The organism is Paenibacillus gorillae (assembly GCF_000513275.1).
Taxonomy (GTDB): Bacteria; Bacillota; Bacilli; order Paenibacillales; family Paenibacillaceae; genus Pristimantibacillus; species Pristimantibacillus gorillae.
This window is the reverse complement of sequence record NZ_CBVJ010000112.1, coordinates 23,169-49,307: the sequence shown is the minus strand read 5'-3', so window position 1 is coordinate 49,307 and position 26,139 is coordinate 23,169. Positions and strand designations below refer to the sequence as shown.

The 26,139-nt window shown below is 47.0% G+C and carries 25 protein-coding genes and 2 pseudogenes; 17 read left to right on the top strand and 10 right to left on the bottom strand.

Annotation, left to right across the window (positions count from 1 at the left end; translation table 11 throughout):
- Positions 1–50 precede the first annotated feature (50 nt).
- A complete protein-coding gene (locus tag TY10_RS21555) occupies positions 51–386 on the top strand; it encodes a hypothetical protein (RefSeq protein WP_042168099.1) in 336 nt (111 codons plus the stop codon).
- A gap of 182 nt (positions 387–568) precedes the next feature.
- Here the strand turns inward: TY10_RS21555 and TY10_RS21550 are convergent, their stop codons facing one another.
- Positions 569–1,264 (bottom strand): MerR family DNA-binding transcriptional regulator, encoded by a 696-nt coding sequence (locus tag TY10_RS21550; RefSeq protein WP_042168140.1) that lies wholly within the window; start codon positions 1,262–1,264, stop codon positions 569–571.
- 162 nt (positions 1,265–1,426) lie between these two features.
- Here TY10_RS21550 and TY10_RS21545 point away from each other — a divergent pair, with 162 nt between their 5' ends.
- Both TY10_RS21545 and TY10_RS21540 read left to right on the top strand, forming a co-directional pair.
- The gene (locus tag TY10_RS21545; RefSeq protein WP_042168097.1) at positions 1,427–1,921 is read left to right on the top strand and encodes a DUF6022 family protein; all 495 of its coding nucleotides are present in this window, start codon (positions 1,427–1,429) and stop codon (positions 1,919–1,921) included.
- Between the two features lie 247 nt (positions 1,922–2,168).
- Entirely contained in the window at positions 2,169–2,843 is a 675-nt protein-coding gene (locus tag TY10_RS21540; RefSeq protein ID WP_042168095.1) for a stalk domain-containing protein, read from the top strand.
- A gap of 56 nt (positions 2,844–2,899) precedes the next feature.
- Here TY10_RS21540 and TY10_RS21535 read toward each other — a convergent pair whose 3' ends face one another.
- From TY10_RS21535 to TY10_RS21520, 4 genes are all read right to left on the bottom strand, one after another.
- The gene (locus TY10_RS21535) at positions 2,900–5,209 is read right to left on the bottom strand and encodes an AraC family transcriptional regulator (protein ID WP_042168091.1); all 2,310 of its coding nucleotides are present in this window, start codon (positions 5,207–5,209) and stop codon (positions 2,900–2,902) included.
- Positions 5,210–5,353: 144 nt separating this feature from the next.
- Positions 5,354–6,925 (bottom strand): DUF3502 domain-containing protein, encoded by a 1,572-nt coding sequence (locus TY10_RS21530; RefSeq protein WP_042168088.1) that lies wholly within the window; start codon positions 6,923–6,925, stop codon positions 5,354–5,356.
- Between the two features lie 127 nt (positions 6,926–7,052).
- A complete protein-coding gene (locus TY10_RS21525; RefSeq protein WP_042168085.1) occupies positions 7,053–7,937 on the bottom strand; it encodes a carbohydrate ABC transporter permease in 885 nt (294 codons plus the stop codon).
- A gap of 31 nt (positions 7,938–7,968) precedes the next feature.
- Complete coding sequence (locus TY10_RS21520; RefSeq protein WP_238327868.1) at positions 7,969–8,826, bottom strand: ABC transporter permease; 858 nt, start codon at positions 8,824–8,826, stop codon at positions 7,969–7,971.
- 411 nt (positions 8,827–9,237) lie between these two features.
- On the opposite strand from TY10_RS21520, the gene TY10_RS21515 reads away from it, so the two are divergent.
- The 10 genes and pseudogenes from TY10_RS21515 to TY10_RS21475 all read left to right on the top strand — a co-directional run bounded on the left by TY10_RS21515 (position 9,238) and on the right by TY10_RS21475 (position 17,042).
- The gene (locus TY10_RS21515; RefSeq protein ID WP_238327865.1) at positions 9,238–9,657 is read left to right on the top strand and encodes a MarR family winged helix-turn-helix transcriptional regulator; all 420 of its coding nucleotides are present in this window, start codon (positions 9,238–9,240) and stop codon (positions 9,655–9,657) included.
- A gap of 20 nt (positions 9,658–9,677) precedes the next feature.
- Entirely contained in the window at positions 9,678–10,046 is a 369-nt protein-coding gene (locus tag TY10_RS21510) for a VOC family protein (RefSeq protein WP_042168080.1), read from the top strand.
- Positions 10,047–10,197: 151 nt separating this feature from the next.
- Entirely contained in the window at positions 10,198–10,773 is a 576-nt protein-coding gene (locus TY10_RS21505; protein WP_052350696.1) for a VanZ family protein, read from the top strand.
- 56 nt (positions 10,774–10,829) lie between these two features.
- Positions 10,830–11,535, top strand: a pseudogene (locus tag TY10_RS21500) (response regulator transcription factor).
- Positions 11,528–12,621: pseudogene (locus tag TY10_RS21495) on the top strand (sensor histidine kinase). The pseudogenes TY10_RS21500 and TY10_RS21495 overlap by 8 nt, the downstream one beginning before the upstream one ends.
- A 98-nt stretch (positions 12,622–12,719) precedes the next feature.
- Positions 12,720–13,622, top strand: a complete 903-nt coding sequence (locus tag TY10_RS21490) for a carbohydrate ABC transporter permease (protein WP_042168078.1) — start codon at positions 12,720–12,722, stop codon at positions 13,620–13,622.
- A 57-nt stretch (positions 13,623–13,679) separates the two neighbouring features.
- On the top strand, positions 13,680–14,510 hold the full coding sequence (locus TY10_RS21485; protein ID WP_042168133.1) for a carbohydrate ABC transporter permease: 831 nt from the start codon (positions 13,680–13,682) through the stop codon (positions 14,508–14,510).
- Positions 14,511–14,527: 17 nt separating this feature from the next.
- On the top strand, positions 14,528–15,685 hold the full coding sequence (locus TY10_RS21480) for an efflux RND transporter periplasmic adaptor subunit (RefSeq protein WP_042168075.1): 1,158 nt from the start codon (positions 14,528–14,530) through the stop codon (positions 15,683–15,685).
- 30 nt (positions 15,686–15,715) lie between these two features.
- Positions 15,716–15,919, top strand: a complete 204-nt coding sequence (locus tag TY10_RS31765) for a hypothetical protein (RefSeq protein ID WP_052350695.1) — start codon at positions 15,716–15,718, stop codon at positions 15,917–15,919.
- Positions 15,879–17,042: an ABC transporter substrate-binding protein gene (locus TY10_RS21475; protein WP_052350694.1), complete on the top strand. Its 1,164-nt coding sequence runs from the start codon at positions 15,879–15,881 to the stop codon at positions 17,040–17,042. Before TY10_RS31765 ends, TY10_RS21475 begins: the two co-directional genes overlap by 41 nt.
- Before the next feature lie 137 nt (positions 17,043–17,179).
- Here TY10_RS21475 and TY10_RS21470 read toward each other — a convergent pair whose 3' ends face one another.
- From TY10_RS21470 to TY10_RS21460, 3 genes are all read right to left on the bottom strand, one after another.
- Positions 17,180–19,168 (bottom strand): alpha/beta hydrolase fold domain-containing protein, encoded by a 1,989-nt coding sequence (locus tag TY10_RS21470; RefSeq protein ID WP_081735411.1) that lies wholly within the window; start codon positions 19,166–19,168, stop codon positions 17,180–17,182.
- Positions 19,169–19,420: 252 nt separating this feature from the next.
- Positions 19,421–20,308 carry an AraC family transcriptional regulator gene (locus tag TY10_RS21465; protein WP_337588378.1) on the bottom strand — a complete coding sequence of 296 codons (888 nt, stop codon included), beginning with the start codon at positions 20,306–20,308 and terminating at the stop codon, positions 19,421–19,423.
- A gap of 261 nt (positions 20,309–20,569) precedes the next feature.
- A complete protein-coding gene (locus tag TY10_RS21460; RefSeq protein WP_042168067.1) occupies positions 20,570–21,625 on the bottom strand; it encodes an aldo/keto reductase in 1,056 nt (351 codons plus the stop codon).
- Between the two features lie 313 nt (positions 21,626–21,938).
- Here TY10_RS21460 and TY10_RS21455 point away from each other — a divergent pair, with 313 nt between their 5' ends.
- Positions 21,939–22,847 carry an AraC family transcriptional regulator gene (locus TY10_RS21455; protein WP_042168063.1) on the top strand — a complete coding sequence of 303 codons (909 nt, stop codon included), beginning with the start codon at positions 21,939–21,941 and terminating at the stop codon, positions 22,845–22,847.
- A 118-nt stretch (positions 22,848–22,965) separates the two neighbouring features.
- On the opposite strand, the gene TY10_RS31085 is transcribed toward TY10_RS21455, so the two are convergent.
- Both TY10_RS31085 and TY10_RS21445 read right to left on the bottom strand, forming a co-directional pair.
- The gene (locus TY10_RS31085) at positions 22,966–23,508 is read right to left on the bottom strand and encodes a winged helix-turn-helix transcriptional regulator (RefSeq protein WP_052350693.1); all 543 of its coding nucleotides are present in this window, start codon (positions 23,506–23,508) and stop codon (positions 22,966–22,968) included.
- A gap of 17 nt (positions 23,509–23,525) precedes the next feature.
- Positions 23,526–23,888: a VOC family protein gene (locus tag TY10_RS21445; RefSeq protein ID WP_042168061.1), complete on the bottom strand. Its 363-nt coding sequence runs from the start codon at positions 23,886–23,888 to the stop codon at positions 23,526–23,528.
- Between the two features lie 193 nt (positions 23,889–24,081).
- Between TY10_RS21445 and TY10_RS21440 the strand changes: the two genes are divergently transcribed.
- The 3 genes from TY10_RS21440 (at position 24,082) to TY10_RS21430 (ending at position 26,138) form a co-directional block, all read left to right on the top strand.
- A complete protein-coding gene (locus TY10_RS21440; protein WP_042168059.1) occupies positions 24,082–24,591 on the top strand; it encodes a DinB family protein in 510 nt (169 codons plus the stop codon).
- Positions 24,592–24,613: 22 nt separating this feature from the next.
- Complete coding sequence (locus TY10_RS21435; RefSeq protein ID WP_042168055.1) at positions 24,614–25,552, top strand: helix-turn-helix transcriptional regulator; 939 nt, start codon at positions 24,614–24,616, stop codon at positions 25,550–25,552.
- 73 nt (positions 25,553–25,625) lie between these two features.
- Entirely contained in the window at positions 25,626–26,138 is a 513-nt protein-coding gene (locus tag TY10_RS21430) for a GyrI-like domain-containing protein (protein ID WP_042168053.1), read from the top strand.
- Position 26,139: the final 1 nt, after the last annotated feature.

Genomic DNA, 26,139 nt, shown 5'->3' with positions numbered 1-26,139 from the left:
TATTGCATTTTGCAATCAACCGTATAAAAGAAAGGTGGAACCAGTGTGGATTGGGAGAAGTTAAAAAAGATGCAGATCGCAAAGCATCACTAATTGATCAAATTAACGAAATGAGAAAAGAATATGATACCCTTTCATTGGATTACTTTAAAAAGTGTGCAGAGTTTGAAAACGAAACCACTGAATTGGAACTAGTGTTAGAAACAAGAGCATTTGAAGACTTTAAAAGATTTTTTAGCGACAAGGGCTTTTCTGTCAATGATGAAAAGTCTTCTATAAAGGCTGTTTATAATGAGGTTAAATTTGAATTTAGTTATACAGATAATTTTTATTATTCAATTCATTACTATGTCAATGGTAGAATAAAGACGCCAAATTGTTCATAAGTTGCACAGGCAACGGTTTGTTACTCCTTTTTATGTGCACATAGAACTGAGGCTGGAAGCTCTCTCTAGGAGGAGCATCCAGCCTTTTCACATTCTCTACTCCTTCTTCGCAAACGCAAACGCCGAAGGCGTCTTCCTGACGAGGTCGTTCACATTCAGCTTCAGAAAGCACTTGAATGCCCCTAAGCTTTTGTAAACTGAATTAACTCATATAAATTCGAAATCCCAAGCATTTGAGATTCCAGTATTCTATCTAAATACCCCCTGATATTCTCAGCCACATTCACTATGCCTTCCAGGTCAGTATGTTTAGTCGCGGCGATAGATTGCCTGAAATTCACGGTATCTTCTGAATACACGGAGCTTTGCAGCATTTGAATCAGCCTGATTTTTAGCAAATGAGATCCGCTGTAGCGACGATAACGGTTGGTAGGGTCCCGATCCGCCATTACATATCCTGCTTGATCCCAGTAGCGAATCGCCGACTTGGGAATCTGCGTCAGTTCGGATGCTTCGTTAATGGTGAAAAGCTCCTCGGCACACGAAGCTTTATTTTCGATAGAGTAAGATCTAATATCCTCGATTAGCCGCTCTAATTTTTCTTTTTCCTCGTACAAAGCGATTTCTTTTTTCCTGATGATCCACATTGCATATTGAGGTTTGTCTTGATGGAGACAACGAAGAACCTCGGCAGTCACTTCCATTCCGAACGGCTGGGCCATAGCTTGGATGCACGAAAGATAGGCTGCGTGCAGTTCCGTATAAATACGAAAACCATTTGGTGACCGCTCAGCTGGAGGGATCAGGCCTTTGGCTTCGTAATTCCTTATCGTACTGGCGCTGATCCTAAACTTCTCCGCCAGTTTTTTGGGACGCATCGTCAACTTGTCATCTCTCCCCGCCACATCTTTAAAGATTAAACTTCCTTACAAGGTTTTCAATGAAAACAGCTGATATTCCTTCTCTTATTGTGCATAACCTTCTAATTTGCTTGCGAGTAGTACAATGGATTTGAAATGAAGAGAAGGAGGTTTTTGAATATGGTGAACGGATCCTCGATTTTCCGGGAAGACATGACGATCGAAGAAATAAGTGAGGTGGCGAACGGTTATATCGAGTCTAAGTGGAGGTCTATATACGAATCGATGCATGAGCAATTGACGGCTGCTTTTGCTGAAATTGAAGATGCGGCCTATGGCCTTTATTTGGATCAGCTTATGCCGTTCATATTCGAACAGCTGGAGGATTCCGGCTTCAGCACGATGGAGAAGCTCAATGAGAATGATTTCGTTATTGGCAAGTGCTTGGTTTTCCGCAACTCTCTTGAAAAATGGGGTACGGAGGACAACAGATCGAGAATATTTTGGAACGTAATTTATGATAAACAAGGCTGCTCAGTCGGCACCATACTGACAGAAATCCCCCATTCTCATCTGAAATTCGACATACCTTCGGCACCTGTCATTTACTCGCTGCGGGAGAGCGTCAAGGAGGAAGTCTTGCAAGGCATCTGGCGAATAAAGGAATCAGGCTGAAAGCCGTATTGTCAGCAGATTTGCCCAATGGATTGAAAAAGGGAGATAAGATTCGGCTTCAGGGGAAGTCTGTATTTGAAATCCAAGAAGGCAAAATATCGGTCATTGAAGATTATAGTTAAGTAGCTTCGATATTGGGCGGCCCTTTCGTTGTAATTAGTGCTTTTCTAACTTGTATATTAATTTTTTCCAAAGTATAGTATACATATATTTTCATCTATTTTCATATATTAGGGAGAGATGAAGTTTGAAGAAAAAAACGATGGCCGCAATTTTAGGAGTAACGATTTTGGCAAGTATGAGCACTGGAGCATATGCAGCGACAAAGCTGCAAGAAATTAAAGCATACTTGAATCCCGGTGTGAAAGTTAAAGTAAATGGGACACTCGTGCAGCTAAAGGATGCTAAAGGAAGTGCAATCGTACCTATCGAGTATAAAAATAGCAACTACGTTCCAGCCAGAGCAATAGCGGATGCACTAGGTGTAGCCGTCGATTATGACCAAGCCACACAAACGATTATTTTTGGAGAGAAAGTCGAAGGCACAGCTTTGTCTGTTGGCTTCGATGATATGTATTACACGAAAGACCCGGCCTTCACTTCCTATAAGGGCAAGGATTACAAAGAGGCCTATTTCAATAATGGTACTGGAGACCGCAGCGTCAACTTTATGCTGCATCCTAATAAACAGTATCAAACGCTTCAACTGCAAATTGCAGCTATCGGCTCCGACCTTAAGAATATTACCGTTAAAGATACTAAAAAAGATATTATCTTAAAAGAAGTAAAGCTTATTAAAGCAGAGGATGGCTTGACAACGATTGAGGTTAACATTGGCGGAGTTGAAGAATTGTTTGTTGAAGGCAGTATTTCTAGCGGGGGCACCGTGTTTGTTCCGCTAACAACTTCGCATTATAAATAACACAAAAAAGGCTGGAAGCTCCTTCTTAAGAGGAGCCTTCAGCCTTTTTACTTTCCCTATTCCTTCTCCGCCAGCGCAAACTCCCGATACGCCGAAGGCGTCATGCCGACAACCTTCTTGAAGGCGGAGTAAAAGTGGCTGCTGTTGACGTAGCCGCATATTTCCGCCACGTCGCTTACTTTATGCTCATCGTTCTTCAGCAGTTCCTTCGCTTTACCAATACGGACTTTACGGATGTATTCACCGGAATTGATGCCGGTCATCTCCTTGAACAGTTTGGAGAAGTAGTTAGGCGTATAACCGGCGACTTCGGCGAGCATCTCGACGCTTAGATTGCTGTCGGAGTAGTTGTTCTGGATGTATTGGATCGTTTCCTCGATTTTCCGGTAAAATTTATTTTCTTTGAGATGCTGAATGCTCTCCAGGCTTTTCCGGTACTCATCGAACTGAGTCAGCAGCCAATGCTTCGCTTGGCCAAGCGTCTCCATCTCCGTGAAGATCAGGTTCAGCTCTCCGAATCGCATCCCCAGCTTTTTATTCTCGTCATTCAGCATCTGATTCATCTGCGTAATGCAGACGAGCAGCACGTGAAATAGCGCCTGCGTGGCATCTGCATGGACGTATCCCCGCAGCAGAGCAGCCATATTTTCCAAGCCTTCTATAAAACGTTCCCGGTCGTTGCGCTTGATCGCGGCCGTCAGGCTTTGTTCAATCTCAGTAGGGAGGTCGAAGCTGTGCGCGAGCATCTCCTCCACGTATTGCGGATAGATGATTCGGTTTAACCCCAGAACGAATCGCTGCTTCACCATCTCCTGAGCTTGAAGGTAAGCTTGAGGACAATCTCCCCAGGCGTCAATCGGGCTGCTGATGCCTATCGTAACGGTTATATCTAACGTAACCGCAATGGAATCTTTGACACTCCCCAGCTTATCTAGTAAATGCTGAAAGCCGTCCTCGACGTTTTCCGACTCATTGATAAGCAGCACAATTTCGCCCTTAGGCATCTGCAGCGCCTCATAGCGGAATTCATCATTCAACAGCTCGGTCACGCTTTGGAGCAGGACAGATTCCATCACCATTGCACTTTGTCCATCGAGCTGCGAATACCCGTCAATCTTAATGACGCTCAGAAAAAGCCGATCCATGTCGATACGAAGCTTAAAGTCGTCTACATTCTGGTTTACTATGGACTCGGATTCATCTGCAACTAGCTTCTTGCGGAGAAAATTGTTTTTCATCAGTTGCTGGCTGTCGCGGTTTTTGTTCTCAAGTGATTGCATATGCTGCAGCGTTTCCGCGTAAACCTGGCTGATCAAAGAAATATCGCTTGAGGCAGTGCTGCCGACATTGAACTGAGAACCTTTGAACAACTCCGTAAGCCGTTGTACGGGATTGTATAGCTTTTTCGAAATAAGAAAGATCAGCGCCAGGCATAACAACAAAATAGACAGACATACGCCAAGCAATTCATTCCGTTTGTCTTGAATCGGCTGTATCAGGCTCTGATAGGGCGTAGACCCGAGAACGTACCAGCCGGTCGTCCGGTTAATGACGAACGTAGTCAACGTGCGGTCATTTCCCTGTTTATTAATGACATCGCCCGATTCCGCGATTGAATTCCTAGCCGCTTGGAATGAAGGGGTATCCTTAATGTTTTGGCCAATCTCATCAATATTGCTGTGCGCGATCATATTGCCGTCCACATCGACGAGCATCAGCAGATCGCCGCTCTTGGACAAGTAATCACGGACAAGCAAATCGTCGTTCAAGTTAATGATAACGGTCTGCTGCTCGCCGTTCACGCTGCGGTTCGTATATTCCATGCTAATGATGTATTTTGCTTTTTTATCAGTAAGGAAGGACGGAGTCACTTCCGATTCTTTCAAACGGGTTAAATAAATAGTACGCGAGCCGTTCACGCTTTTTTGGAATGAAGCGTCGCGTTTCAAGTAGCTGTCCACATCAAAGCCAGGCTCGCCTTCGACAATATACTCGTCAAGGACAGAGTTGTAGACGAAGATGGACTGGATATAGGGATTGATCTGACGTATGTTGGATATTTGAAGCCGGGCTTTATTAGTTCCCAAAGCATCATGGGATCGGGAAGACAAGAAAAGCTCGATGTCTATGTTGATCTCAAGATTCAAGTAGATCTGGTCCATCTCTTTAAACAGATTGTCGATATTTTCGCTTAACATCTCCAGACCCTTCACCTGCTCGCGGGAGATCTGGTTGTACAGCGTTGTGGAATATAGGTTGGAAAAGATTAATGTAATGGTCACGATGACGATCATGACCAGAATCGTGAAAGATAAGAGAGTGCGAACGAATAAGGAATTATTCTTGAGTCTGAGCCATTGAAACATCGATATGCCTCCCTCCCTAGCCATATAAGCGCTGCCAATTTACGTTTACTAGTATAGACAAAAACGATCGCGAATGGCTAGTAAAAAGCTGCCATTCGCGATCGCTGCAAGTTTTCGGGAACGCTTGGAGCGATTCAGTTGCGTTTACTTCGCCAAGTAAGCGTCCAGTTGTTTTTGGACTTCGGCTACGATTTTATCCGTACCCGCATCTTTCTCTTTCGTAATGAAATTAAGGACATCCTTGTCGACGTCTTTAATGTTGATACCTGTCATCAAGAGCAGGCCAAGCTCGCTCAGTATTTGCTCGCGCTTCGCGCTCTCCGTCTTGATGCTTGCTTGGTCCGGAACGAAGTAGTTAATCGTCGAGACGATGTTGTTCGGACGGTTGATGAATGCATCGTATTGCTTGAAGTAGTTCGCTGTACGCGAGGAATCTTCCTTCTGGAATTCTGTGCGCCAGAAGCCCCATTGGCCCGCCCAGTCGAGATAGTTCGTAGGCTGACCATTGCCTTGGCCATCCATGTAGGATACTTTGCGTCCGTCAGCTTTGTACGTTTTGTCAATAATACCATACATAACAGCATCATACAGTTTCTCGTTCGTTGTCAGCTGCTCGAGGAACATGATTGCTCTTTCTGGGTTCAATGCATTTTTATTGATTGCAACAGCGTTGCCGAGAGGCGATTCAAGCACCCATTTGCTGTCCGGGTAGAACTCGGACCATGTTTTGACCGCGCCTTGCTCAGCGATTTGCGGTTTGAACGTGTTCGGATTTTCGAGAATACCGCCATCGATTTGGTTGATCGCTGCGCCCATCGTACCTGCACTGAAGTCGCCTTCTGTTCCTTTTGTTGCCAGCAGGTTTTTAGGGATGATGCCGTTTTCGTTCCACTTTTTCATGTACGTAACGTATTCTTTGAATGCTTCTGTTTGCTCCCAAGGGATTACCGTATGTTTTGGATCATCGATTTTGACAACGAGTCCATGGAAGTTCAGATCTTCATAGCCGTATTTCTCTTGGAATACCCGGCTAATATCGCCGAACCAGTTGTCCGGACGGAAGGAGATCGGAAGAATCGCAGGATCTGCCTTTTTCATCGCATGAAGCATAGCGTCCAGATCTTCTACAGTTTCGACTTTATCTTTTGCATAGCCGCCTTTAGCTGCCAGATCACCACGGTACCATACGATCGGTTTGCTTGTTTTCTTGACTGTCCATGGAGCCGCATAGACGCGGTCATTGACTTTAATTGGATCAAGCAGGTTGTTGTCGGTGTATTGTTTGTACAGTGTTGGCGCATATTCCGGAAGCAGGTCAGTGATGTCCAGGTAACCGCCGCGGTTCATCGCATTCGGGAAGTCGAGCCAGTTGCCGTCAAAGTTGAGATCATAGTTGTCGCCGGAAGATTGAAGCAGCTTCATTTTGTTCTTGAAGTCATTCCAGTTGACATAGTTGATTTCGAACTTGGCGTTCAGCGTGTCCTTCGTCAATTCGGATACATACTGCCATACTTCATCCGTAGCTTGCGGTTTATCGCCCGGGAAGTAGAAGCGGAGTGTTACTGGCTTCAATTGTCCGTCTTTCGAAGCGCTTTCATTTTTGTTGCTCGTTCCTTTGGTACCGGATTCGTTGTTGCTGCTGCCGCAAGCGGCCAGTGACACAGCTAAGACGATTGCAAGTAAGCCGGCTGCGATGCGTTTCGTGTTGATCTTCATGTGAAATCCCCCTGTTCATTCTTATTTATTATGTGCTTCACGGCTGCTGCCGATCAAGCCGAAAGTTGGGGATGGGCATTGCATCAGATTTTAATGTCTGGTAATACCCATCCGGCGGGGCGGCTGTTTAACCTTTAACCGCGCCCATCATAAGACCTTTGACAAAGTAACGCTGCAAGAATGGATAGAGGAAGATGATCGGCCCGATCGTCACGATTGTAGCCGCCATCTTAACGCTCTCGCGGGGAACCATCTGATCGGTACCCGTCGATAGTACGCTAGAATTCGCGAGGTAATCGACATTGGAGACGATTGTTCGCAGCATCAATTGCAGCGGTTGAAGATCGGTTTTGTCAATCAGCATGAGACCAAGCCACCAATCATTCCAGTAGGCAAGACCGATGAATAGGCCGACCGATGCAAATACGGGAACCGACAGCGGTAAAATAATGGACAGGAGCGTACGGACTTCGCTGGCTCCGTCGATTTTGGCCGATTCATGCATCTCTTCAGGTATCGATGAGAAGTAGTTGCGCATTAGGAATATGTTGAAGCCATTCACCAGGGATGGAAGAATGAGCGCCCACAAGTTGTTGTGAAGATGCAAATATTTGACGTTAATGATGTACCAAGGCACCATGCCGCCGTTGAACAAGAGCGTTAGCAGCACGTAGCCGGAAATAAAGCGGCGGTATTTCAGCCGGCGCAGCGAGATCGGATACGCAATCATGGCGCTGATAATCAAGCTGGCAACTGTGCCGATGATGGTGACGAGGCTGGTAACCTTGTAGCCGGTCAGCACGACGTCCATCCGCTGGAACAGGAAACGATAAGCATTAAAGTCGAAGTTTTTCGGGAAAATGTTGTAGCCATGCATCAGAATGTCTGTCTCACGCGTCATCGAGCTTGATAAAATGATGATGAACGGAATGATGCACAACAATGAAACAATAGCCATGAATGCATATAAAATGATTTCTCCCGCTGGAACAGTTGAGCGACGGGTGTTCATAGTAGCACCTCCATAAGGGCAAGTTTATCTTTTAGAATAGGGTGGAGTCGCTTTCGTATTTGCGGGCAACACGGTTGCTGACATATACAAGCACGAATGCCAGTACGGACTGATAGAAGCTGGCAGCGGCCGCCATGCCCATGTCTCCGGAGCCCTTCAAGCTGCGGAATACGAAGGTGTCGATAACGTCTACCGTCGAGTATAGCTGCGCGCTGTCGCCAACGAGCGAGTAGAACATGCCGAAGTCGGAGTTCATAATGTGACCGATCGCAAGCAGTGTTAAGACAATGATGGTTGGACGAAGCAGCGGGATTGTGATGAACCAAATCTGCTGCATTTTCGTAGCACCGTCGATACGGGCGGATTCGTACAGCGTATGGTCGATACCAGTCAGCGTCGCGAGATAAATAATGCTGTTGTAGCCGACGCCTTTCCAGATGAAAATAATCAGAATGATGAACGGCCATGCATTCGGGTTCGAATACCAGTCAATCTTGTCGAAGCCGAACTTGACGAGCAGCTCGCTCAGCATGCCATGCTCATAGCTCAGGAAGTTGTAGGCAAACACGCCGACCACGATCCAAGAGATGAAATACGGCAGCAGCGTAAGTGATTGTGCTGTCCGTTTGAACCAGGTCGATCGAATTTCATTGAATAGAATAGCGATACCGACGTTCACGACTGTACCGACGAAGATGAACATCAGGTTCAACAGAATGGTATTGCGTGTGACGCTTAACCAGTTATCCGAAGTGAAGAAAAACCGGAAGTTCTCATAAATGGGATGCATCCACGGGCTGGCGAATATGCCGTTGCTCAAGTTAAAGTCTTTGAATGCGATGATGATACCGGCCATTGGAAAATAGTTGAATAGTAATAGAAGGATCATGGCTGGAATGCTCATTAGGTAAAGTGCTCTGTGTTTGGATAGTTCACGCAACAATGAATCTTCACTCTCCGTTCATAGGTGGCCTGTTGTGCCGGTTTGAATCCGTTTACATATCCAACGGTATCATGCAGGGGAGCGGATATATACTTCATGTTTCGATGATTTTATTGGATTTTCTAAGATTCGGGAGCATTCAATTGCTACGATTTTGTTGGTTTATTACTCTTAAAATGCCTGAAAACCGCGGTTTGTAAGCGTTTTTACGAGAAAGAGCCGATGTGCTTGGAAGTCCTATGAAATACCACGCATAGCTGTTAATGACGCCTGAAAAATTAGTTGCAATAACATCCTATTCGGCGTATATTGAAATTAGTTGCAATAACATCCTATTTGGAAAGGGGAGAGTTTATCGTGGAATCAGAATCGCATGGACATTACATCTCGGCGATTTATCGCCATATGCAGGTGTTCATCTCAGCAGAGCTGGTACCGTATCGAATCGGGAGCGGCCAGTATATTTTTTTAATGGCGATTGCGAATCAGCAGCCAACGACACAGAAGAAGTTAAGCGAGAAGCTGCTCATCGATAAGACGACTACTGCGAAGGCGATTGGGAAGCTGGAGGCAGAGGGCTATGTGAGAAGGGAAGCCGATCCGGCAGATAACCGCTACCAGCTGCTTTTTTTGACAGAATCGGGCCATGAGGTCGTACCTAAGGTTCAAGAAGCGCTGAATCGCGTGAAGGGCAAGTCGAAGGGCGGAATGAGCGAACAGGAGTATGAGCTGCTGCTGGGCCTGCTGAAAAATGTGCTTCGCAATATAACCGAATAATACTTGGGAGGGTGTTAGGGATGATTGCACAACCTTTTATCGCCGTAGATAATTGCAAGGATGAACTCAAGTATTATCAAAGCGTCTTTGGCGGCGAGATCGCGATTCTCCGTATGCAAGGGGAAGAGGTGCTGAACGCGGATCTGCTTGTTGACGGAGCAAGCCTCAAGTTTGCAGATACGAAGGCAGCCAAGCCGGTACAGAAGGGCGACTATGTAAGAGTTTTTCTGAAAATCGATACAGAGGAAGCGTTCCGGAGACTTTATGGCGAGTTTGCAGCAAGCGGAACGGTTCAGACGGAAGTGTACGAAGCTCCGTTCAACGGACTGCTCGGCATCGTGACCGACCGGAACGGTGTGTGCTGGGTGTTGTCTTACTACCGAGTGTAATATGAAGATGGCCGGGGCTCTCAGGCAGGACTCCGGCTTTCCATTTTAATGTTATTTAAATTAAGAAAAATTTTAGGTTTGACCCCCCTTTCGTTTTTTATTAGTTTTCTTTATCCTTCATTAATACGCAAGGGTATGAGGAGGATGGAGCATGATGCATACAAAAATAGGGACGATGGCAGCACCCGGGTTAAAAAGGAAGGAAAACGTCAAGACAGATGAAAGGACCGGGAAGAGAATTCGTTTAAGCCCTCTAAGTCTCCGGGCTCTGCTCGTCCTTAACATATATATGTTGGTCAAAATTATCTTATTGAAGTTTCATTCCGTAGATTTTATTTTCCTTTGGAGGCGTCTGCTGTCTGGTTTAAAGCAGCCGAGCTTGCTCTCCGAGCGGTTGGATACAGGCAATTTGGTGCCATTCCACGAAATCTCCAGATCGTTGCATACATTAAGCGACCACGCCATGACTAATCTGCTTGGCAACGTGATCATTTTTATGCCGCTCGGTATTTTGTTGGGACTGCTGCTCAACCATAAAGGTATGTCTGTGCTGAAAATAGGGGTTTGCGCATTTTTCCTAAGCCTTGGTCTTGAGACCGCTCAGCTTTTGTTCATGATCGGTCAATTTGACGTCGATGACATCATTCTCAACACCTTGGGAGGGTTGCTTGGCTTCATCATATATCGAATATGGCTCCTTCCTTTTTTTATGTATCGAGTTGAATAAGTGTTTGAAATGGCAGACCGGATTCAGTATGCTTGTTCTACAAAGGAGCGAATGACATGAAGTCGATTACGATTTTAATAGCGGATGACGAGACTGAAATTGCTGATCTGATTGAACTGCATTTGGTCAAAGAGGGCTACAATTGCCTGAAAGCCGCCGACGGACAAGAGGCACTCGGCCTGAATTTTTACGCACTCCGTGGATTTGGCGATATTAGATATTATGATGCCCAAGATCGACGGCTACGAACTGACTCGGATTATACGCGAGAAGTTCCATCTGCCGATTATTTTCCTTAGTGCCAAGGCGACCGATCTGGATAAAATCACAGGTCTGGTCCGAGGGGCTGATGATTATATGACTAAGCCATTTAACCCGATGGAACTGGTGGCTAGAGTGAATGCTCAATTACGTCGCTTCATGCAGTTCAATCCTTCGGCGGCTGCTCCCGCTTCGGATACGTCCATTCTAGAGGCCGGGGGGCTTGTGATCTATCCTGAGCAGCGCAATGTGTATCTGTACGGCAACGCGGTTGAGCTTACGCCCAAGGAGTTCGACATATTGGTGCTGCTGGCCAGCCATCCGAAGAAGGTATTCAGCTCGGAGCATATTTTCCAGCGGGTATGGGGCGAGGCGTATTATGAAAGCAGGAATACCGTGATGGTTCATATCCGGACGTTGCGCAAGAAGCTTGGGGAGGATCAGGACAAGAACAAGCTGATTCGGACGGTTTGGGGAGTAGGTTATTCGTTCAATGGCTAGACATACATTCCGCAGTTTCCGTTTCCAAATGATTCTTCTCTTTGGGCTCAGCATGCTGTTATCCGCAGGTACCACCTTTCTGATCTATTTGGCGCTGCAGCAATATTACTATACGCTCCCTCGTGAAAACCCGATGTTCCAAGTCAGAGAGATGATGAGACATATCGGCGATATTAATGCTTTTCTAATCTTTTTTTCCCGATTTCGTTTTTCTACTTCTATTTGCTTACCCGGCGTTATGTTGCTTATTTCCGGGAGATTTCCCGAGGGATCAATCACTTGGCAGGCGGGGACTTCTCCCACCGGGTCAATGTTCCCTCCAAAGATGAAATCGGAGATATTGCCAGGGACATCAACCTGGCCAGCGAAGGATTAAAGCAGGCAGTGGAACGGACGGACATTGCGGAGAACAGCAAGGAGCAGCTTGTTCTCAACCTTGCCCATGATTTGCGGACCCCGTTGACCTCGGTCATCGGGTATTTGGACTTTATTCTTCAGGGCAAAGAACTGACTGCTGAACAAATGATGCATTACACGACGATTGCCTATACGAAATCACAGCGGCTGGAGAAGCTGATCGACGAGCTGTTCGAAATTACCCGACTGAATTATGGCAAGCTGAATATACATCGAGGCCCGCTCGATCTGAGTGAGCTTCTGACACAATTAACGGAAGAGATGTACCCGGTGTTCGAGAAGAATGAGCTGGCTATACGACTTGAGATTGAACCGGAGCTGATGATTTCCGGTGACGGAGACCTGCTCGCGCGAGTGTTCGAGAATCTGCTGTCCAATGCTCTGCGTTACGGTAAAGACGGTGGATACATTGATGTTCGCGGGAGACAGGAGGAGGGACAGGCGGTCATTCAAGTCGTCAATTATGGCAGACTAATTCCTCCTGACGAGCTTCCTCATGTATTTGATATGTTTTTTACTGGGGATCGTTCGCGAACCCATCAGGAAGGGAGCACGGGACTTGGTTTGTTTATCGCTAAGAACATCGTAGAGCAGCATGAAGGTACCATATCGGTGCAAAGCGATATCATCCGCACCGAATTTGAAGTGCGTTTCCCCTATTTGTCATAAATAATAACAAATCTATTTAGAAATAGTTAAGATTTACCCCACTTCTTATTTTAACAGTTTCCCCTATGCTAAGAGCATTAACGGCAGGAGGACTGATAATGAGGAAGTGGGTTTTTTTGCGTACTCCGTTCAGCTGGGCCCGGTGGATACGCCGGGACGCTACTGCGGCATGGATGTTTCTCGCACCAAGCGCAGCGGGGTTTGCCGTTTTTTATCTGATTCCTTTTGTTATGGGATTGATGTATTCATTCATGAGCAGCACTTCGGGGGGACAGTTCACGGGCTTGGCAAATTACCGGGAGCTGCTGTCCAGTGAATCCTTCCGAAAGGCGGCCTATAACACCTTTTATTTCAGTGCGGTAAGCGTTCCGCTCATGCTGGCGTTGTCCCTGGGACTGGCGCTATTGCTGAACCGGCAAATTTATTTTCGGAAATGGCTGCGCACTTCTTATGTCATGCCGCTAGTTGTTCCAGTTGCATCTGTCATTATCATCTGGCAGATGATGTTTGACTGGAACGGGGTTGTGAATTACATACTCAGTTGGTTCGGCATCCAGCGAGTGGACTGGATGAAGACGGATTCGGCCCGGAATGTGATTATCGCATTATATCTATGGAAAAACGTCGGGTACAACGTCATTTTGTTTCTCGCTGGTCTCCAGCAGATCCCGAAGGATTATTACGAAACCGCTCAAATTGAGGGTGCCGGGCGTTTCCGCCAATTTGTTGGAATTACACTGGTATATTTGACAACAACTACGTTTTTCGTAGTCATCATGTCGATCATCAACTCCTTTAAAGTGTTCCGGGAGACGTATTTAATGGCGGGTGATTACCCGCACGACAGCATTTACATGCTGCAGCATTACATGAACAACATGTTCGTATCGCTGGATATACAGAAGCTTACTGCAGCTGCTGCTTTGATGGTATGCGGTATTATGGCGATTGTCCTCGGGCTGTTCGGACTGGAACGCCGGTACCGCAATTTTATGGAGTAGGGGGTAGGTTTTTTGCTAGTCATCCGAACGATACAAAAAGTCTTGCTAACGGCGTTGATGGGGGCCTTTGGATTGCTGCTGCTGTTTCCAATTATCATTACCTCCACCAACTCGCTGATGACCGAACAAGAATTGAAAATTAACTACGGGGTAATTGGAAAGCTCACGGAGGTGACATCATCGGGTGCTGACACGTTTGTTAATTTGAAATTGCTGCCCGATAAGGTGACCCTAAAGCAATATAGTGAGCTGCTGGTGCATTCCCCCCAGTATTTGCTGCTGTTTTGGAACTCCGTAGGTCTGGTGGTGCCAATCATCATCGGACAAACGGTGGTCGCGGCGTTGGCGGCCTATGCGTTTGCAAAGCTGAATTTTCGAGGTCGTGATTCTCTATTCATGGTGTACCTGCTGACCATGCTGATGCCTTTCCAAGTCACGCTGGTTCCTAACTATATCATAGCGGATAAGCTCGGGTTGCTGCATAGTACGGGGGCTGTTATCCTTCCGGGTGTCTTTGCTGCTTTCGGTGTATTTATGCTGCGTCAATTCATGCTGCATATTCCATACGCCTATATCGAAGCGGCCAAAATGGACGGCGCCGGTCATCTTAGAATCTTCTTGACGCTTATTCTCCCGATGGTCAAGTCGGGGCTTGCGGCACTCGTCATTTTATTATTCGTCGATTATTGGAATATGGTCGAGCAGCCGCTTATTTTTATAAACGATCCATTCAAGCAGCCATTATCGGTATTTCTATCGAGGTTAAGCGGCGAATGGGATAAAGTTTTTGCAGCATCAATGCTATATATGGCTCCGATGGTGCTGTTGTTTCTATACGCCGAGACATATTTCATCGAAGGCATTCAATTGTCCGGGATCAAAGGGTAGAGGAGAAGGCAAAGCATATGGAGCTGTCACAGGAGCAGGTTGATCGTAAACGAAAAAAATGGATATCGGTGCTGTTGCTTTTGCTGCTGGGAGCACTGCTGTTTTTTACTTTATTCAGCAATACGCTGCAGTCGGTTACTTTGCCGAAGGTAAGTACGAAGCAGGCGGAGAGCGGAGGAGTCAGTTATAAGCTGGAAAGCAGTGGTGTATTACAGCCGGTTAATCAGGTGGAGCTGTCCAACCCGGCAGGCTGGAGGGTTCGGCAAGTTCTTGTTAAGAAAGGGCAGGCAGTCAAGAAAGGACAGAAGCTTGTCCTATATGACAGTTCTTCAGCCGAAAGGGAACTGGAGGACGAGATTGCTCAATTGAAGAAGCAATCTATCGCGCTGGAGAACGTGCAGGATCAATTTAAACTATCGGTTGTCAACGGAGATGAATCTGCTGTTCGGGAGGCTAGACGCGATTTGGAAACGCGCAATATTGATATATTGGTGCAACAGCGTAAAATCGATGAGCTGCGGGACCAGTTGAACCGGCAAAAAGAACTGACCGCCCCGTTTAACGGAATTGTGATGAAATTAAACGCAGTAGAAGGCCTTGCTGCCACCGGCCAGCCAGACCTAGTGGTCTCCAACCTTGACTTAGGTTATGGGCTGAATATTATTGCTGATGGGAAGCTCCTTGATCGCTTCAGTCTTGCGGTCAAACAATCGATTGATATGAAAATCGCGGCTGAGGGGGAGCAGCCGGCCCGTTCACTGAAGGGCATAATTGTTGAGATAAGCGATGCGAGTTCTCAAACTGACGAATCGTCGAATGGCGGCTCCGGAGCAGGCGTAGTCAGGCAGAAGCAGTTGCGCATTCATGTGGCTGATACTGATCTGAAAGGGGGTGAGCAGGTTACGGTCAAGCTGGAGCGGGTATCGTCCGGAAAGGGATGGCTTGTGCCAAATGAGGCGATTCATCGGGAAGGGGAAAGTCGCTTTATTCTCAAGGTGGAACAGCAACGGGGGGCTTTGGGCAATGTGTTTGTAGCCCGAAAAGTTCCGATTGAGACTAGTGAGGAAACGGAACAGGAGACGATGATTTCTAAGGATCGCCTGTATGAAGGGGAGATGATCATCTTGGAAAGCAGCGAGCCGCTGCAGGACGGGAACCGAATTCGTCTAGAATAAATAACATTACAAAGCGGAGAGGTACAAACGATGAACAAAAGATTCAGTATAACAATGATATTGGCAGTTCTCATGTTAATGATTATGTCTGCTTGCAGCAGTGGCGGCGGAGCGGCCAAGAAAGAAGAAAAAATAGTAACACAAGACGGAAAAACCGTTCTTACGCTGTCTGTTATGCAGACTACGCCCTATTATGAAGCGTTGGAGAAAAAAGTTCGAGGCAAAATATCCTGACATCGATCTGCAGATACAGGCTAAAAAGCAGGCCGGAGAAGAAATAAAAAGTGAGGATTTTGAGGAATACAGGAAGTCGATAAATACGGCATTATTATCCGGGAAAGGCCCGGATGTTATGGATAATTCAGAACTGCCCGAGGATCAGTATATCGAGAAGGGGCTTCTTCTTAACTTGGATACTTTGCTCAGCCAAGATGATACTCTGAAGCAAGACAATATACAGATGAATGTATTGAAGGGCAACAATCAACAAGGTGGAACCTATTCGATTCCGTCCGGATTTTACTTAAGGACGTTCATTGGGGATGGCAAGCTGCTCAAGGACGCCGCCATTAATGAGCAAACCTGGACATGGCAGAACTTTGCAAATGTGGTCAAGCCGTTGATTCAAGGAAAGGATGGCCTGCATGCAATGTCTGATTATACGCCGGATATGCTGATGCAGGAAATGACGGTGGACAATTACAGCTTATATGTGGATAAGGCGGCGAAAAAAGCCAAGTTCGATTCTCCCGAGTTTGTGGCCCTGATGAAACAGGTGAAGAGCATGTTCGACGACGGCCTGATGACTACAGAGTCGGCAGAGAACGATAAACAATTATTTTATTCAGTTGTATTGCGTGATCCAGTCGACGTCATAAACGAGACACATAGTGTATTTGACAATCCTCGATTTATGCAAAAACCGCACAGCACAGAGCAGTCGGGAGCAATGCGGATCATCACGACCTCTAGGTTTGCCGTTCGGGCGAACACGCCCTCGCAGGAGGAGGCAGGGAAGCTGCTCAGCTTTATGCTATCTGAAGAGGGACAGTCAATGCCGGAACGCGGCGGGTTCTCGCTGCTCAAATCGGTGAATAAACAGAAGCTGGAAGAGATTAAGGAGAAAGTTAAAACGGGCTCCTACCAGCTGCCTGACGGCCAAACCGTTCGGGCAGAGGACGAAGAGTTTGATCGGTTTATTCAACTTCTGGACCATGCAGATCAAGACTCGACTCTTGACGGAAAAGTAATTGCTATCGTGGGGGAGGAATCTCTCGCTTATTTCAGCGGTCAGAAGTCTCCGGAGGAAGCAGCTAAGCTTATCCAAAATCGGGCCACCACCTATTTGAACGAATAAAAGACCTGCGGGTGATCTCCCCTACATTGATGTGAGTATAAAAAAGGCTGGAAGCCCTCTTTTATGAGAGGCCTCCTGTCTTTTTTTGATTATTCTTTCTCTGCGAGAGCAAATTCGCCGAATGCAGCACCTTCCCCTTAGCGGCTGCTGACCAAAAACAAGTCGCCGAATGCATCGGCATCCTTGTAGCCTATTCCGCTGTTATATTCGATCCAACCCATACGGCCCTGGCCATCATTGTTGTTGACCAGCAGGGAGAATTTCAACTGTTGTCCCTCTAAAGGTTCGGTAACACCTAGTTCCTCCCAAGGCAGCGCCAGCTCATAGGTGGTTGTTCCATCCTTGTGGCGGATGCCTGTCTTTAAATCGTCAATCTCCCCAACCTTGAAGGACGGCGGGCTCAGCCAGCGGAAAGTCATGGGGGAGCCGTTATCGTGGAGCGCAGCTCCAAATTCATGAACGCCTAGGAAGCTCCCTGACTCGTTGGTAACTCGAAAAGAAAACTGCAAGCTGTCACCCAAATAGATGTTAAACGGTGCTTCGCGCTGTACGTGGTGCTCGTCTTTCATTTGTACAGCAAGGTATACATGATCCTTGTCCCACGAAATCCAGCCTTGCCCGCCAAAATTGTCCGGGCTGCTATAATCCTGTATACGCAGCTGAGACTGACGATTGAGCGGAAACGGATGGGATAGATTCCACTCTTCGAGTGAACCGTCAATGGTGAGCGGCTGTTTCTGTTTTTCCGCAACATAGGTGTAGGTGATAAGGGAGGTTTCCTGCAATACAGCTCCTGTACCATCTGTAACTACGGCCGCTTCCGGTTCATCCGAATAGAAGGGCAGTGTCGTGCTGATCTTTTGATTGGGCTGGATGGCATCCAGCGAATAGGAACTGTGATGATTTTCCTTAGATTCGAGGCTGTGTAAGCTCCATTTGCCCTGCAGCGAGCGGGGGGACAGATTAACTATGTCTATACGAGTGTGTACCTGCCCGCTCACTTGATCGAAGAAAGGCGTTCGTGTAAAGCCGAGTGGTTCACGGACATGAACATATGCAGCTAACGGCGCAGAAGCAGCATTCGTACGCAGCAGTATCGGATAAAGCCCTGCTTTTGTATTTGCAGGGATTTCAATCTGGACCTCGGATTGCTTATCAGAGGATTCCGGCTTTGCGAGCTTCCAGCCCCTCGGCAAGGTGGTCTTTAGTTTGAGGTTTGTATGGGATTGCTGCCCTTGCTTGACCAGTGATACATTGGCAACATCGCCAGCGAAAGCTTGAATCTCAATCTGTGCAGGCAGGAGAGATTGTTTGGAGGCCGTAATGGCGTTATGCAAGAAGCTGACGGTCGATTGCACAACCTGATCCCAGTATTTAGAGTCCTGATAGTTATGTCCGCCACCCTCCAGTGTAATCATCTGCTGATTAATACCCGCCTTGCTTAAACGCTCGGACAGGAGCAAGCTTTGGTTATAAGGGACCGTCGTATCGGCTGTTCCATGAATAATAATCGATGCGGGAAATTGTTCATGAATGGTACTAATCAATGCGGGGCCATAAATATCAACTACCGCGAACAACTGAGCAGCATCCTGGGGCGTTGTCCCATGCTGGTTAGCGAACTCTACGGCCAGTACGCCTCCTGCCGAATCTCCGCCAATTGCCGTGGTGCGGGTGTCGATACGGTAGGTATCCTGCTGCTGATTAAGCCAGCCGACGGCATCACCAACGTCCTCGAGTGCATCTGCTATCGTTCCTTCCATATCAGACTGAAGATTTGGCCGAAGCCGATAATTGACGGAGGCTACGACATATCCGCGGCTTGCCCATTCTTCAGATATGGCCTTTGCGTCCCGCTTATCCCCCGAATTAAAGCCTCCGCCATGAATAAACACAATGAGGGGACGAGCTGTGGTTCCTTTCTGGATAGGCTCGTACAGATCGAGTGCCAGCGCTTCTTCTTTGCCTTGATAATTTGATTTGTTAGCATAGACAAGTTCTCTGTGAAGTTTAACCTCGAACTTTGGTTCCAGCAGCCAGCCTGCTTTACTCTCTCTGCTGCCTAAATTCTGAAAGTCAGGAAATCGCCATAGCAGTAAAATGACAGCGGCCAATGCTACAAACAATACGATGAATCGTTTTTTTCCTCCCCAAATGGATCCCTCCCTTTACTTGCATTATTTCAATTTTTCCTAAAATATGTAAGGTACTGCATTGCGGAAATGATGTTCAATATTACGCATATAAGTATGAGCCATGGCAATGGTTCCATAATGGTCTTCAAATCAAACAACCCGCAAAGAGACACTTCTTGGAAATGTCTCCTTGCGGGTTGTTTGGTCGTCAAGTATCAAGCGTGGATGATTCTCACAGCATTATTATTCGGTCTTAATCGTTACAGAATCACCGCCAAGAATTTGGCGCAGCTTAGCGAGATCGCTGATCGGGGGCAATCCGAACATGCGGGCGTACTCTCTGCTGAACTGCGAGGGACTCTCATATCCAACGGTATATGCGACATCGGCGGCCTCAGGGGCACCGGAGAGCAGGAGGCGGCGAGCTTCCTGCAGCCGAAGCTTTTTCTGATATTGAAGCGGGCTCATCGCCGTAAATTCTTTGAAGTAGTAATGAAGAGAGGACACACTCATATTTACTTGTTTGGCCAATTGAGCAATATTCAGCGGTTGATCGTAGTTTTGCTTGATATACTCAATGACATCGGCAACCCGCTGTGCTTGGCTGCCGGAGATGACAAACTGTTTTACAATCGATCCTTGCTCATCCTTAAGGACTCGGTAGAGAAGCTCCCTGATGATTAAAGGAGCAAGGATCGGAATATCTTCAGGTGTATCCAAGAGACGAACGAGACGCAGAACTGCATCCAGCAGCAAGGTATTCGTCCGGTTTACCGCCATGCCATACCTTGACTGTTTGCTTGGCTCATTATGGACAGGGTCAAAGTCCTGAATGATATCTAGAATTTGCGCGAAGTTAAAGCTAAGCTGCACACTTAAATAAGGCAATTCAGAGGAAGCCTCTAGAATCTGGCCTACTATGGGCAGTTGAAGGGACGCTACCAGGTATGAGGCCGGATCATAGCGATAATTGACCTGCTCCAGACTAATCAGCTTTGCGCCCTGGGCGATGATGCAAAGTGCAGGCTCGAATAAAGTATACACGGGCTCCGACAAAGAGGCGGCGCGGATCAGGAACAAGGACGGAATGGCTGTGCGATGCGTTCCGTCTGTCTGGGTATGCTTGGAAATGATCTCTGCCAGCTCTTGTTGCTGCTGGGCAATCTTTTTATCGAGAGAAGATATAGATATGGGAGAGACCTCCGATCATTCAGCATTATGCCTTATTCTTCAACAATCCACGGACACTTATTAAGGCTGTTTCGAAAAGGACGGGAAAAGCAGGAGAAACGATAAACGTTCTCCTGCATATTGGTTTCTTGAGAGGGAAAACTACAGCTTTCCGTAAATGAATCCTCGAAGTAATATCTTTCTTCTGAAATAGTTAAACCCTTAATTGCCAGTAACGTTCTCCCATAGATCGATCGGCTGGAGTCGATCTGCTCCCTGGGTATCCAGCATCCAACCCGGATATTCTCGTGGCAAGGTGCTGACTTCATCAAGCTGTCGAATTTCATCTGGATAAAGCACCAGTTCAGCAGCAGCCAGATTGTCGTTCAACTGATCCAAACGTTTTGCTCCAATAATAACTGAGGTCACGACCGGCTTGGAGAGCAGCCAAGCAAGAGCGATTCGCGCGGGGCTGACTCCGTGGGCTTCGGCAATTGGTTGTAGTACATCAACAATATTCCATACCCTTGCTTTATCTACAATCGGAAAATCGAAATCAGTACGGCGCGAGCCGGAAGGATTCTGATTCTCGCGTGTGAAGCGTCCAGACAAGATACCGCCAGCCAGTGGACTCCATACCAGCAGGCCCATCTTTTCGGCCTCCAGTAATGGAACTAATTCACGCTCCAGATCACGGCCTGCCAGCGAATAATAAGCTTGCAGCGATGCGAAACGGTTCAAGTTTTTGTTGTCAGATACACCAAGCGCTTTAGCGATTTTCCATGCTTGCCAGTTGGAGACTCCGATGTAACGGACCTTGCCTTGGGTCACCAGATCATGTAGTGCACGCATCGTTTCTTCTACAGGTGTAACGGAATCGTTGGCATGAATTTGATACAAATCGAGATAGTCCGTGTTCAGCCGCTTCAAGCTGGCTTCAACTCCGTCCATAATATGCTTGCGGGAAGCGCCGACATCGTTTCTTCCTGGCCCCATGCGGGTGTAGACTTTACTAGCCAGCACGATATCCTTGCGAGGAATTCCCAGATTGCGGAATGATTGTCCCAACGTACTTTCACTTTCTCCATCGGAGTAGACATCTGCCGTATCGAAGAAATTGATGCCGGCATCGAAGCTTGCTTTTACCAGTTCATCGGCTCCAGCTTGTCCCACATTGCCTATATGCTTATAAACCCCTTGTCCGCTGCTGAATGTCATGGTGCCTAGTGCGAGTTCTGATACCAGCAGCCCCGTATTTCCAAGTGTATGATATTTCATAGAAACGATACCTCCGATAAGTTTAATGTGAAGACCAGACCATATTGCTTGTTCTATGTTGGCTGGCTATGAATTCATTATGAAGGAAATGCTCTGTACACCTGTAGTTCATTTGTACAGATTCCTTGCCTATTTGTCCAAACTATCTTTAAGCCTTTAAGTTTTGTGAGGTGGCGTTGCTGGAAAGCTTCCGATTCGATATATTATTGTAAATGCCGCTTTCAGGAAGTTTGACAGCTGTCTTTTTATTGCATGGATTGTCAGGCCTTTGTAACTCCAGAATGATAAGCTCCTAATGAAAGGAGGGAACGCAATGGATTGGCTTCAACGCATGAACCTTGCTATCGACTATATCGAAGACAACTTGGATCAGGATATTGATTACGAACAGATTGCCAGAATTGCTGTCTGCTCGGTCTATCAGTTTCAGCGTATGTTTTCGTTTGTTATCGAATTGCCTTTATCCGAATATATTAGGCGCAGACGGCTGACGCTGGCAGCCTTCGACTTGCAGGACCGGAATAACAGAGTGACAGATATAGCGTTGAAATATCGCTACGAAACGCCCGAATCCTTCTCACGGGCTTTCCAGAACCTGCACGGAATGACTCCAACTTCTGCCCGCCGGGCAGGCAGTCAGTTGAAAGCCTATCCTCGGCTCTCCTTTCAAATTACATTAAAGGGAGTTGCCGAGATGATCTATCGTATTGAGGAACGGGAAGCTTTTCAAGTATTTGGTCTAGAGGATGTATATGGGATGGACAGTATTGCGAACCAAGAGGGGATATCGATCCCGGAGGTTTGGCAGAATATAAGCCAGAATGGCGAGTTGGACAGATTGAGCCAGTCGCTGCGCGGAGATTGGCGGGCTGAGGGCAATTTCGGCAAGGAGCTTGGAGCGGTATTTGCGTTCGATTCTTACAAAGTGACAAGCCATACTACATTTCCTTATCTGATCGGCTGCTATAAGTCGGCGGAAAGCAAGGTCGAGGGGTATACCGTTGTAGATGTTCCAGCCTCTTCTTGGGCGGTGTTCTCCACACTGAATGATGGAAATGGCAGCGGCAGGTATGATTTGAGTGCTTTGCGCAATCGGATCTTTTCCGAATGGGTGCAAACTTCCAAGTATAATGTATTGGACGGCGGTCATTTTGAGATGTACTGTACCAATCAAGATGGCTACGAGTATTGCGAGTTATGGTACCGTATCGAGGAAAAGTAATCAGAATATACATGTTAAGCACATCGCTACAGGGCATTCTGTCCTGGGCGATGTGTTTTTTTGAGGGTCGGATGAGGTATGAATCGGAGAAGGGGCTATATAGCCCCTTATGATTTTCTCAAACCAAGGAAGTCAAGTCATGTGAAAGCTGCTTCACCGGCTGCTTTACTTCCTTTTCCAGCCGGTACAGGAATGAAGGACGAGGTTCTTCAAGAACCTGTTTGCTGATCAGGCCATCATCATGAAAGTTTTGCAAACGCACAGATAGTATACGCGGTGTAATGCCGTCAAGCGATTGGCGGATTTCCTGAAACCTGCCGTGCTCGAAGTTAAGTGTAAGCAGAATTGGCATACCCCAAAGCTTGTCTGAAAGTCTTCCGTGTCCAATCTGCTCTTCACTGAGTTCGACTGCTCTGGCAGCTTCGCGATGAAGTCTTCCTTTTTCCGTGAGGACATATTCAGGCAAGAGCGGATGCCGCCTTTCTTGTGGAGAAAGATGGAGAAGCAGGCCATCGGCCACCATTTTTTTCAGATTCGCGCTGAGTCTTGAAGGGACAATGTCGAGTTTCTTCTGGAGGGGAGTGAACCGGCCCCCATTCTCGTCGAGCGATAACAAGATGGGCAGTGTCCATTGTCCGGTCAGTTCCTGACTCAACCTCAAAATCCGTTCTTCTTTGCTCAAACTTCGGCTAGTGATTCTGCCAGCATCAGATTATGCCCGTCTGGATCCACAAATGTAGCCAGCTTGACCAATTCAGGAATCTGCTCCACTTCGCCGATAAATGACACACCGTTCCCCGCGAGGGAATTCATTGCTTCTTCGATATTTATTACTTCGAATACCGTTGAAGAAGTTGCCGGTTCCACTGTCTCTGCTTCTGAAAATCCGATGACGCAATCCTTGGTGTTGGTGTTCACCATCGCCATACCGGTTGAAGGATCATGGAAGACCACCTCAAAACCAAGCTTGCCTGTATAAAACTCCAATGTTTGTTCCAAGTTGGACACACTGTACCATACGGTAACACCTGATTTGTACATGGAATAACCTCCTGAGTCTATCATTATTTTAACTTACTACCGATAATATACTACGTATACTATCGGTAGTAAAGAGTCGAGTGGGAAATTATTCATATTCTCGAAATTGTAGTAGCCAGCCCATTAAGTCCTTATTGCGACGGGAACGCGCGTTTGGTAAAATTAACTAAAATCCATGATAAGAGGTGAGGGAATGGATATTGCAATCGAGTTAATCGACAGCATGCTGGTCAAATTTAAGTCTGAGAGGAAATGGACGCTTCAAGCCATTGCTCAATTGTCTGAAGAAGATATTTGTTGGTCGCCGAATACGGACAGTAATAGCATTGCTAATCTAGTGGCTCATATCTATGGCTGTGTGCACTCGCGAATCGAAACCATTTTCTTCAATATTCCCGATTCCAGAAACAGAGATAAAGAGTTTGAACGCGGACTTGCGATGTCGGTAGAGGAAGCATATGAGCAGACAAAGAAAGCATTCGATACGATCATTGACTATCTCGAACATCTCCATTCCAATCCGGATTTATTATTGTCCCAGCCCTTTCTCGATCGTCCCCCCCTTACCTATAGCCAAGTCAATAATGAGACCACGGTGCTGAACCTCATGATCGCGATGGTTAGAGAGGTGCATTATCATACCGGACAAATCATATATGCAGCCAAAATCAGAAAGGGACAGCTAGAATGGCAATACGATTAACAAGCGTTAGAGGATACGTATTATGAAGCTCGAAAGGCTTTTATCGATCATTATTTTGCTGCTGAACCGTCGAATGGTGCAGGCGAAGGAGCTGGCAGAACGGTTCGAGGTGTCTATACGAACAATTTACCGGGATATCGATGCCATTAATAGAGCCGGAATACCCGTCGTTACCTATCAGGGAATGAATGGCGGGATCGGGCTGGCGGAAGGGTATCGCTTGGACCGCAACTTACTGACCAATGATGAGCTTGCGGCCATCGTCTCAGCCCTTCAGAGCATCTCTACGTCATACGGCAACGAGCAGAACCTGCTATTAATGGAGAAAATTAATAGCGTTGTTCCCTCCTCCTCTTCCGAAGATTTCCGGCATAAGGCCAATCGCGTGCTGATCGACCATTCGCCTTGGGATGGGAATGAAAGACTGCGGCCCAAGCTGCTTCTTTTAAAAGAGGCAATAGACATATGTCTGGTGGTCGAATTCACTTATTCCAATGCTAACGGTGAATTATCGCACCGGACGGTGGAGCCGCATCGACTCGTTATGAAAGGAAGACAATGGTATCTGCAAGCCTATTGTCTGGAGAAGAGCGAGTTTCGGCTGTTTAAGCTGAAGAGAATGAAGGAATTGGCGATTGACAGGGAGCGGGCCTTCACGCGCCGGGAGCTCCCGCCGCAGGAAAGCTTTGCAGGAGCGAACGAACCCTCCAGAGCAATAGAGTTCGTCTTGCGCTTTCAAGCAGACTCTCGTCATCTGGCAGAGGAATACTTCGGTATTGAAGAGCTATTGCTGGCGGAGGATGGCAGTTGGCTGGCAAGGAAGGCTTACCCGGAGGATGAATGGTTGTACAGCTTCATACTTGGGTTTGGTCATCATGCTGAGGTGCTTGAGCCTCCTCATTTGCGGGAGACTGTTGCTGGTCGTGCAGAACAAATTGTGAAAATATATCGAAATGAATAAGCAACCTGACAGTCAGTTGTCAGGTTGCTTGTTTTATACTGGGCTCATTCAGACGAAGAGGAGAAGGATAACGATGGAATCAAACATTCAACACATTGAACCTGCCCGGATTGAGGAGCGCCCCTCCTTCAAGCTTGCTGGAATTAGCGCCGTCACGACAAATGCAGTCGAACTTAGCGGCAATGGCAAGATTGGCAAGCTGTTCGAGCAATTCTACGCGCATAATATTGGAGGCCAATTGGGTGATCATATCGAGCAGACCGGCCTCTATAGCTGCTACTTCAACTATGAACAGGGCGATGCCGGACAATATGAAGTCATGGTCAGCATGCAGGTTGAGGGAAACGAGCAAGAGCAATATCCAGAGCAGGTTAAGACCTTCACCGTTCCAACTGCGACCTATGCCGTATTCGTCACAGAGCGGGGACCCGTCATCGAGATGGTCCAGCAAGCTTGGGCCGGTATTTGGCAATGGTCGCAGCAACCCGGCAATGAACGGACTTTTACAGGCGACTTTGAGTTTTATGGGCCGGATATCGATCTCAATGACGGGCAAGTGGAAATTTATATTGCGATAAATCGGTAGT